This window comes from Streptomyces sp. NPDC001514 (genome assembly GCF_053597075.1).
In genome coordinates this window covers 1,969-11,306 of sequence record NZ_JBSFHO010000001.1, presented here as the reverse complement: position 1 = coordinate 11,306, position 9,338 = coordinate 1,969, and the positions used below count along the sequence as shown (strand labels likewise).

Annotated in this window: 6 protein-coding genes; 2 read left to right on the top strand and 4 right to left on the bottom strand. The window is 71.0% G+C overall.

The features are described 5' to 3' along the window. Window positions 1-196: 196 nt before the first annotated feature. Genes ACWCXB_RS00040 through ACWCXB_RS00025 form a run of 4 tightly spaced genes read right to left on the bottom strand, consistent with a single transcriptional unit; the run spans window position 197 to window position 5,925 of the window. Entirely contained in the window at window positions 197-2,218 is a 2,022-nt protein-coding gene (locus ACWCXB_RS00040; protein WP_450717253.1) for an acetoacetate--CoA ligase, read from the bottom strand. Window positions 2,219-2,234: 16 nt separating this feature from the next. Beyond that, on the bottom strand, window positions 2,235-3,848 hold the full coding sequence (gene mhpA / locus ACWCXB_RS00035; RefSeq protein ID WP_450717251.1) for a bifunctional 3-(3-hydroxy-phenyl)propionate/3-hydroxycinnamic acid hydroxylase MhpA: 1,614 nt from the start codon (window positions 3,846-3,848) through the stop codon (window positions 2,235-2,237). Beyond that, window positions 3,845-4,783, bottom strand: coding sequence for a fumarylacetoacetate hydrolase family protein (locus tag ACWCXB_RS00030; RefSeq protein WP_450717249.1), 939 nt, complete (start codon window positions 4,781-4,783; stop codon window positions 3,845-3,847). Before ACWCXB_RS00030 ends, mhpA begins: the two co-directional genes overlap by 4 nt. Next, complete coding sequence (locus tag ACWCXB_RS00025; RefSeq protein ID WP_450717247.1) at window positions 4,780-5,925, bottom strand: VOC family protein; 1,146 nt, start codon at window positions 5,923-5,925, stop codon at window positions 4,780-4,782. Before ACWCXB_RS00025 ends, ACWCXB_RS00030 begins: the two co-directional genes overlap by 4 nt. Window positions 5,926-6,062: 137 nt before the next feature. Between ACWCXB_RS00025 and ACWCXB_RS00020 the strand changes: the two genes are divergently transcribed. Both ACWCXB_RS00020 and ACWCXB_RS00015 read left to right on the top strand, forming a co-directional pair. After that, window positions 6,063-6,698, top strand: a complete 636-nt coding sequence (locus ACWCXB_RS00020; RefSeq protein ID WP_450717245.1) for a TetR/AcrR family transcriptional regulator — start codon at window positions 6,063-6,065, stop codon at window positions 6,696-6,698. A 193-nt stretch (window positions 6,699-6,891) separates the two neighbouring features. Continuing rightward, complete coding sequence (locus tag ACWCXB_RS00015; RefSeq protein WP_450717243.1) at window positions 6,892-9,078, top strand: ATP-binding SpoIIE family protein phosphatase; 2,187 nt, start codon at window positions 6,892-6,894, stop codon at window positions 9,076-9,078. The last annotated feature ends 260 nt before the right edge of the window (window positions 9,079-9,338 follow it).

The following is a 9,338-nucleotide window of genomic DNA, read 5'->3' as shown; positions in this document are numbered from 1 at the left end:
GGTTGGGGGCGGGTTTGTGGTGGTGGCCGCGGGTGGTTTTGTTTTTTTTTTTTTTTTTTGGGGGGGGGGGGGGGGGGGGGGGGGGGGGGGGGGGCGCCCCCCCCCCCCCCACCACGCGGTGGGGACGGGGTTTGCGGAGCCGGGCGGGGTACAAGGACCCGGTGCTTTCAGGTGGGCCTGTGTCCCCTGGCCGACGTCATGTGTTGTGTGCTGACCGCTTGTTCCGCTCCGCGCCCAGGCGGGCGAAGTAGGCGATCAGGTCGGGGTTGTCGACCGCCGAGGGGTTCAGGACCTGCTCGGCGGGAGCACCCTGAAGCAGGCGCTTGACGGGAACCTCGAGCTTCTTGCCGGTCTTCGTGTGCGGGAGAGCCGGTACGGCGAGGATCTCGTCGGGGACGTGGCGGGGTGAGGCGCCGGCGCGGATCGCGTCGCGGATCCGGTCGCGCAGGGAGTCGTCCAGGCCGACCCCGTCGGCGAGGACCACGAAGAGCGGCATCCAGTAGCCGCCGTCGGGTTCCTCCGCGCCGATGACGAGGGCCTCGGTGATCTCGGGGAGGCGTTCGACGACGTCGTGGATGTCGGCACTGCCCAGGCGCACGCCGTTGCGGTTGAGGGTGGCGTCGGAGCGGCCGTGGACGATCACCGAGCCGTGCGAGGTGAGCGTGATCCAGTCGCCGTGCCGCCATATACCGGGGTGGTAGGCGCCGAAGTAGGCGTCGCGGTAGCGGCTTCCGTCGGGGTCGTTCCAGAAGTACAGCGGCATGGACGGCATGGGGCGGGTCACGACCAGTTCGCCGACCTGGTCGAGGACAGGGGTGCCCGTCGCGTCGTAGGCGGCCAGCGCCACGCCCAGGCCGGGTGCGGACAGCTCCCCCGCCCAGACGGGGGTCGTGGAGGCGCTGCCGGCGAAGCCGGAGACGATGTCCGTGCCGCCGCTGGTGGAGGCCAGCTGGACGCCGCCGCCCACGTGGTCGCGGACCCAGGGGTAGGCGGAGGCGGGCAGAGCGGAGCCGGTGCAGCCGACGACGCGGATGGCCGACAGGTCGTGCACGGAGGGTTCGATGCCCAGCTTGGCCATGGCCAGCAGGTACTGAGGACTGGTGCCGAAGACGGTGACCTTGTGACGGGCCGCCAGCTCCCACAGGACGTCCGGACGCGCCTGCGGTGCCGGGGTGCCGTCGTAGGTGCAGGTGGCGGCACCGGTCAGCAGGGTGGAGACGACCAGGTTCCACATCATCCAGTGGGTGGTGGTGTACCACAGCAGACGGTCCCCGGTGCCCAGATCCGTGTGCAGGCCGAGCATCTTGAGGTGTTCGAGCAGGACCCCGCCGTGCCCGTGGACGATGCCCTTGGGCAGTCCGGTGGTGCCGGAGGAGAAGACGACCCACAGAGGGTGGTCGAACGGCACCGGGGCGATGGTGAGGTACTCGGTGCGCATGGCCGCGTCCTCCCAGGGAACCGTCAGCCCCGAGTCCCCGCCCTCGGGCCAGGCAAGGCCCACGTGGTCCACGAGCACCGTGGCCTTCAGCGTCGGCAGGGCGGCGGCGAGTTCGAGCGAGGCGGCGCGGCGGTCGTGTGTGGTGCCGTTGAACTGGTAGCCGTCCGCGGTGATGAGCACCGTGGGTTCGAGCTGAGCGAAGCGGTCGGCGGCGGCCTTGGGTGCGTAGTCCTGGCCGCACACCGACCACACCGCGCCCAGGCTGGCGGCGGCGAGGAAGGCGATGACGGCGTGGGGGGTGTTGGGCAGATAGCCCACCACCCGGTCGCCCTGTCCGACGCCCAGGTCGCGCAGGGTGGCGGCTACGGAGGCGACCCGGGAGCGCAACTCCCGGCCCGTGATCTCATAGCCGGCTCCGGTCTCGTCCAGGGCGGTGATCGCGGGAGCGTCCGGCTGCAGGTTGCGCAGCGCGTGGTGGGCGTAGTTGAGGGTGGCGCCGGGGAACCAGCGGGCGCCTGGCATGGTCTCCTCGGCCAGCACCCGCTCGTACGGAGTCGTCGCGTCGATGTCGAAGTACTCCCACACCGCGGCCCAGAACCCTTCGAGGTCGGTGACGGACCACTGGTAGAGGGCCTGGTAGTCCGTGGGGTCCTGGATCCCTTCGGCGCCCCCGTGCCGGGCCGCCCATCGGGCGAAGTCCGCCATGCGGCTGCGGGCGGCCACGTGTGGGTCGGGAGTGAAGAAGGGTTCCGGGTACGGTGCGAGGTGCGGGCTCGTCATGGTGTGGTGTTCCTCGTCAGGGGGCGGGCCGGGCGTCGGCGGTACGGCGGGCCGTGTGCAGCAGGGGAGCCCAGGCGGCGGCGTCCGTGAAGTCGCCGGTGCCGGCCGGGACGGTGTCCATCACGACGCGGTCGGGGCGCAGCAGGACGGCGCCGGCACGGCCGCAGGCCAGCCAGCCGGCCACGGTGCCGTCGTCGTCCAGGTCGTCGACGCGGATCGTCCGGGCGCCCAGTGCCGTGGCCACGGCCGTCATCTGCGCCGTGGGCGGCACAGCGGTCAGGACGGCGAAGGAGTCCCCGAGGACGTCATCGAGGCGCACTCGCCTGTCGTCATGCCGTACCCAGGGCTGCGGGCAGAAGGTGCCGGCCAGCACGCGGCCGGTCAGCCTGGGGCGGCGCCGTACGAGTGGACCGGCGGTCAGGGCGGGGCTGAGGTCACGGCTCACCGCCGCGGTCACGCCGGGGATGCGACAGACCGCGCCCACCACGGCCCGGCGGAACGCCGCACCGCGGTCCTGCCCGCCGGTCATGGCCCAGCCGACGGCGACCGCCACGCGGATCACATGGCGGGCGTGCGGCTTGCGCTCGCGTTCGTAGGTGTCCAGCAGCCCCTCCTGTGCGCCCTGTTGGAGCACGCGGGCGAGCTTCCAGGTGAGGTTGTAGGCATCGCGCAGGCCCGCGCACAGACCCTGCCCGACGAAGGGCGGGGTGAGGTGGGCGGCGTCGCCCAGCAGGAAGACACGCCCCCTGCGCCACCGGCCGGCGAGACGGGCCCGGAAGGTGTACTGCGCCTGACGGATCACCTCGAAGTCGTCGGCCTGCGAGACATCGGGCGGCAGGTCCACCCAGGGGGCGACCAGCTCACGCAGGCGCGCCCACCCGTCCGGGCCGTCCAGGTTTTCGTCCTCGGCCAGCCGGAACTCCCAGCGGTAGCGGTCCTCGCCGACGCGCATGAACGTGCCCGGCCGGTTGGGGCAGCAGATCTGCTCGGCGCCTTCCCAGGTGCGTACCGGGCGGCTGGTGCGCACGTCGATGACCCGCCAGCTCTCTTCGAAGTGCAGGTCCTCCCAGAGGGTGCCGATGGCGTCGCGGGTGAGACTGCCCGCACCGTCGCAGCCGAGGACGGCATCGGCCCACAGGTGCTCCTCCTCGTCGCTGCCGTCGCGGCGGAAGGTGACCCGGACCGGACCCGTGGGATCGTCCGGTCCGTCGGTGTCCTGGGTGAGGGACACGACCTCCACCCCGCCCCACAGCTCGCACTCGGGGCGGCGCGCCAGGGCGTCGCGCAGCAGGCGTTCCAGCTCGGGCTGGTCGAACATGCTGGTCTGCGGGAAGCCGTGGTGCCCGTGCAGGGACCGTGGGAATTCGGTGATCATGCGGCGCCGGGCATCGAGCAGCCGTAGCCCGCGCGCGGGGCGTGCGAGGGCGGCGAACTCCTCGTGGACACCGACGCTCTGCAGGATCCGGCGGATCTCGTCGTCCACGACGACGGCGCGCGGCTGGGGGTAGACGTCCCGGTGGCGTTCCAGGACGACGCTGCGCACTCCGTGCCGGGCGAGCAGGAGGGCGGCCGTGACCCCGACGGGTCCGGCACCGATGATCACCACCGGCATCCGGGATACGGCCTTCATGGTGCGTCCGTAACGGGGGTCCGCTGCTCGCCGAGGTCGATCTGCCCGTCGGGGGTGGCGATCGTGGCGGTGATGAGGTCACCGTCGCGCAGGTAAAGGGGGTTCTTGGCCTGGCCCTTGAAGAACGCCTTCCACTTCAGCGCCGGCGGCAGCAGCGCGACAATCTTCCCGATCGGCTTGGGCGGGGCCTTCAGGGCCGTGCCGCCGGGAGTGCCGGTCAGCAGCAGGTCGCCCGGCTCGAGGGTCTGGAAGCGGGCGAGCAGGGTGAGCGCCTGTGCGGGCCGCACGATCATGTCGGCCAGCGTGCGGTCCTGGCGCGACACGCCGTTGACCGACAGCCGCAGCCGCAGGTTCAGCAGATGGGCGAAGTCCTCGGGCTCCAGCAGCGCCAGGTACGGCCCCGTCGGTGTGAAGGTCGGATAGGACTTGCTCTCGTAGAACTGGGTCTTGGTCAGCTGGACGTCGCGGGCGCTGACGTCGTTGGTCAGGACAAGACCGGCGACGTAGCGCGGCAGGTCCTGCTCCTCGACGACGGTGCCCACGGGCAGGGTCTCGCCCATGACGAGGCCGAGTTCCACCTCGTAGTCGAGGAACTTCACGTGCGCGGGACGGATGATCGTGTCATGGGGGCCGCTGACCGAGCCGGACGCCTTGCGGAAGAAGGTGGCCGGAATGTCGCCGGTGAAGCCCGAATCCTTGGCGTGGCTGCGGTAGTTGACCATCTGGGCGACCACCCGGCACGGGGTGGTGACCGGAGGCAGCGCCACCAGGTCGGCGACAGGCGTGCCGCTCTCGGCGGAGGCGGCGGCTTCGCGGACCGCGTCCCGGTCGGCGAGCAGTTCGGCGGTGGTGACGGCCTTGGTCTCGACGCGGACGGCGCGCTCGTCCCGGACGACCCACCAGCCGTCGGAGGTGCGCAGAACGTTGGTGCTCATGAGCTCATCGCTTTCATCAGGCCCAGCAGGCGTGCGGGGTCGAGTTCGTTGTCGCCGCGCAGGGCCGTCATGACCTCGCGCAGCTTGGCGGGGGACGGGCTGGTGCCCAGGAAGTCGCGGGTGACCGGCGGGCCCCACTGGGACAGGCCGCTCGCCGACATCGGCGCCCAGCCCGGCTCCAGGTCGGAGGAGAAGAGGTCGCCGTCGGCGAAGTGCTCCAGCATGAAGTGGTCGGGGTCGCGCCAGTAGTCGAACAGCTGGCTGCCCTGGATGTGCCGGCCGATGCCCCAGCTGCGCTGGTAACCGCGCTCGGCCAGGTACTCCCCGCCGGCGCCGATCGCGTCGAGGTCGGTGACCTGGTAGGCGGAGTGGACGTAGCCGGTTCCGGGCCCCAGGTGCAGGGCCAGCGTGTGGTGATCGACGGCCACACTCCCCTGGTCGCACCGGATGAACGCCATCGTCGGCCCGCGCCCGCGCTGCCCGTCCAGGAACAGGAAGTCGGACACGATCATCCCGAGGGTGTCCAGGTACCAGTCCAGGGTGCGGGCGAACACCCGTGTCTCCAGCACCACATGGCCCAGCCGCTGGATACGGGACGGCTCACGGGGCGGACGCTGGGTGGCGTTCGTACGACGGTGATCGGTACCGAAGTTGAGGATCAGCGGCTCCTGCTCGGGCAGCTCGGGCAGCTGCTCGGCGCAGTGCACGACCCGGACCGGCAGGCCCGAGGGATCGAGCAGGGCGACCGACTGCCCACCGCCCGGTACGCCGATGTCCCGGACGGTACTGCCGGTGGCGCGGGCCAGCCGGTCCAGGTCGGCCCGCTCGGCCGCGCGGAACGCCGGTCCGATGAAGCGGGACGTACGCCCCTTGCGGATCACCATGCACGGCGAGCCGGCGAAGGTGCCGCGCAGCCACAGCTCGCCCTCGGTGCGGGCGGCGATCGCGAAGCCGAAGTCACGGGCGAAGACCTCGGCCCGGTCCAGGTCGGGCTTCTCGAACTCCAGCCACGCCAGGTCGGCCACCTTGATCACGGGATTCCGGGACCGTCCCGGATGCTCACCGCGCGAGGCGCCCTGCTCACTGTGGAGGTCTTGGTGGGGCGTCTGGGGAGCGGCCCTGTTAACGGAGGTGTGGGACATGGTGTCCTCCAAGCAACACTGCTGTAATGAGGAAATCATCAACTTTGCCGTTACCCATCGTCAATAGGGTGGACCCAAATAATTGATGATCTCATCAGTAATGGCAGACTGATCGTGACGGTTGTTAGACTCGCCGTATGCCGACGTCAGCCCCGCCCAAGAACCGCTTCGAACGGCGCCGCGCCGAGACCCGTCAGGCGCTCGTCCGTGCGGCCCGGCAGATCCTCGCGGAGACCGGGGACACCAGCGCCAGCATCCAGGCCATCGCCGAGCGCGCGGACGTCGGCTTCGGCTCCTTCTACAACCACTTCGAGTCCAAGACGGAGCTGTTCGACGCCGCCGTGACAGACGCCCTGGACGAGTTCGGGCAGGTCATAGACGAGCGCGTACAAGGAATCGACGACCCGGCCGAGCTTGTCTCGGCGGGCTTCCGGCTCACCGCCCGGATGGCCGACTCCCACCCTGAACTCATGCGGATCCTGCGTGACCGCGGTCTGGCCCAGATCCACACCGACCGGGGCCTCGCCCCCCGAGCCCTGCGTGACCTGGAGATCGGCATCGCCTCGGGCCGCTTCACCTGCACCAACCCGACCACCGCCCTGTCCGCCCTCGGCGGGACCCTGCTGTCCCTCGTGGCGCTACGGCTGGCCCGCCCCGACATCGACGGGGACGAGGCTGCCTCGGACCTGGCCGAGATGGTCCTGCGCATGCTCGGCGTCCCGCCGGACGACGCCCACCAGGTGACCCGGCGGCCGCTGCCCGACCTCGGTTGACCCGGAGCACCGGCTGCGCCAGGCCCCGCGGACACCGGAAAGCCGTGGGCGCCACCCCGTTCGCCGGTGGCCGCGCGGGCCCTCGCCCTCGACCACGACCGGCCCATGAGACCGGGCTCCTCCCGGACGCCGCGCAGCCGGATGCGGCCGGCTGAGGCTTCGCGGGCCACCAGGACGGCGTAACGTCGTCAAAGTGGACTTCACCGCGGACAGTCTTCTGTCCCGTGCCGCGCATGAGCTCAGCCCGCGAGCGGACGAGCTGATCCACGACATAGAGCAATGCCTGCGGCGCGAGGTCCCCGAGTTGTGGGACGAACCGGACATCGCGCAGATGACGGGGGAGAACGTCGCCGAGCACGTCATCGCCATACTCTTCGGCATCGAGCACGGCATCGAGCCAAGGCGGATCGATCCGCCGGCCGCCGACGCCGAGCGCGCGCGTCGGCTGGCTCAGCGCGGGAAGCCGGTCACAGCAATGCTGCGCGCCTTCCGGCTCGCGCAGGGCCGTCTCCTCGACCGGCTGCTCGAAGAGCTGCCCCTTCTCACCAGCGATGCAGAGCCGATCAACGCGGCGGCACGCAAGCTGACCGTACTGGCGACCGAATACATGGACCGCACATCGGAGACGGGCGTCCTGGCCTTCCAGAAGGAGCGGGATCGCCAGGTGCAGTGGCGGCTGTCGGTGGTGAACGAGGCGAGCGTACGCGTCGGAACGACCCTGGACATCGTCCGCACCGCCCAGGAGTTGGCGGACATGGCCACCGAGCACTTCGCCGACGCCGTCACCGTCGACCTCCTCGACACGTCTTCCGGAGAGGAACCTCCTGCGGAGGGCACACTCGTGGTCCGCCGGGTCGCCCAGCGGTCGGTGATGGACGGTTACCCCGAGACGACCCATCTGGAAGCGATCTACGCGGAATCGTCGGTTCCGCCGCAGCAGCTCCACAGGTATCCGGACGGATCACCACCGGCTCGCGCCCTGGTCACCGGCCGGCCCTCACGGCACCACCTCGGCCCGTCCGCATCAATGCTGCTGGTACCGCTGAGCGCCCGTGGCACCACGCTGGGTGTCGCTCAGTTCTTCCGTCACAACAAGCCCGACGCATACGGGGACGAGGACCTGCTCCTCGCCCAGGAGATCGCAGCCAGGGCGGCGGTGGCCATCGACAACGCCAGCCGATACACGCACGCGCGCGCCACCGCCCTCACCCTCCAGCGCAGTCTGCTCCCGCGCAGTACACCCGCGCAGTCCGCCGTGGAGGTCGCCTGCCGCTACCTGCCTGCTGCCGCCCAGCTCGGCGTGGGCGGCGACTGGTACGACGTCATCCCGCTGTCCGGTGCCCGGGTCGCACTCGTGGTGGGCGACGTGGTCGGCCACGGCATCAACGCCGCCGCCACCATGGGCCGGCTGCGGACCGCCGTGCGCACCCTCGCCGACATCGACCTGCCGCCCGACGAACTCCTCACCCACCTGGACGACGTCGTCATCCGCCTGTCCGCCGAAGTCTCTTCCGAAGTCTCTGCCCAAACGGACAACGAATCCGCGGGGGACATCGGGGCCACCTGCCTGTACGCCGTGTACGATCCCGTCGCCGGCTGCTGCACCCTCGCCCGCGCGGGCCACGTGCTGCCCGCCGTGATGACTCGGGACGGAACCGTCGACATCCTCGAGCTGCCCGCCGGCCCGCCACTCGGCCTGGGCGGCCTGCCGTTCGAGGCGGCGGAGATCGACCTGCCCGAGGGCAGCATCATCGCCCTCTACACCGACGGCCTGATCGAGGCACTCGACCACGACGTCGATGCGGGCCTCACCCGACTGTGCCACGCCCTCGCGCAGTCCTCCGCCTCCCTGGAGACGGTCTGCGACACCGTCCTCGAAGCGCTGCTGCCCGCAGACCGACCGCACGACGACGTGGCACTCCTCCTGGCCCGCACTCACACCCTCGGGGACCGCCAGGTCCACACTTGGGACGTGGATGCCGACCCGGCCGAGGTCGCCCGGGCCAGAGCGAGTGTCTCCGAGCAGCTGACCACCTGGGGACTGGAGGAACTCGACTTCACCACCGAACTGGTCGTCAGCGAACTGGTCACCAACGCCATCCGCTACGGCCGGCCTCCCATCCAGCTGCGTCTCATCCACGATCGCACCCTCATCTGCGAGGTCGCGGATGCCGGCAGCACGACTCCGCACCTGCGCCGGGCCCGTGTCTTCGACGAGGGCGGGCGAGGTCTGTTCCTCGTCGCCCAACTCGCCGAGCACTGGGGAACGCGCCATGCCCGACGTGGCAAGACGGTCTGGGCGGAGTGCGCCCTGGGCGCGCCGGAGCTCTTCTCGGACGCGGCAGCGCTGGACGTGGAGGGTACTCCCGGGGTCGTATGAGCAGGTCCCGCGTTCCGTTCCTCCCGCGGCGGCCAGTACATCGGTGCGTCCCACGCAGAGGTATCACCCGGCTCGCCCTGCCCGACTTCACCTGCCCCGGAGTCGGTATGCGCCAGACCCGGATACGGGAAGCCGTGGGGGCCGGGGGGGCCCCCCCCCGCCCCCCCCCCCCCCCCCCCCCCCCCCCCCCCCTTGGTGGGCGGATGGAGAGTTTGTATTGGGGGGGGGGGTGGGGGGGGCGGTGGGCCCGCTCTTTTAAA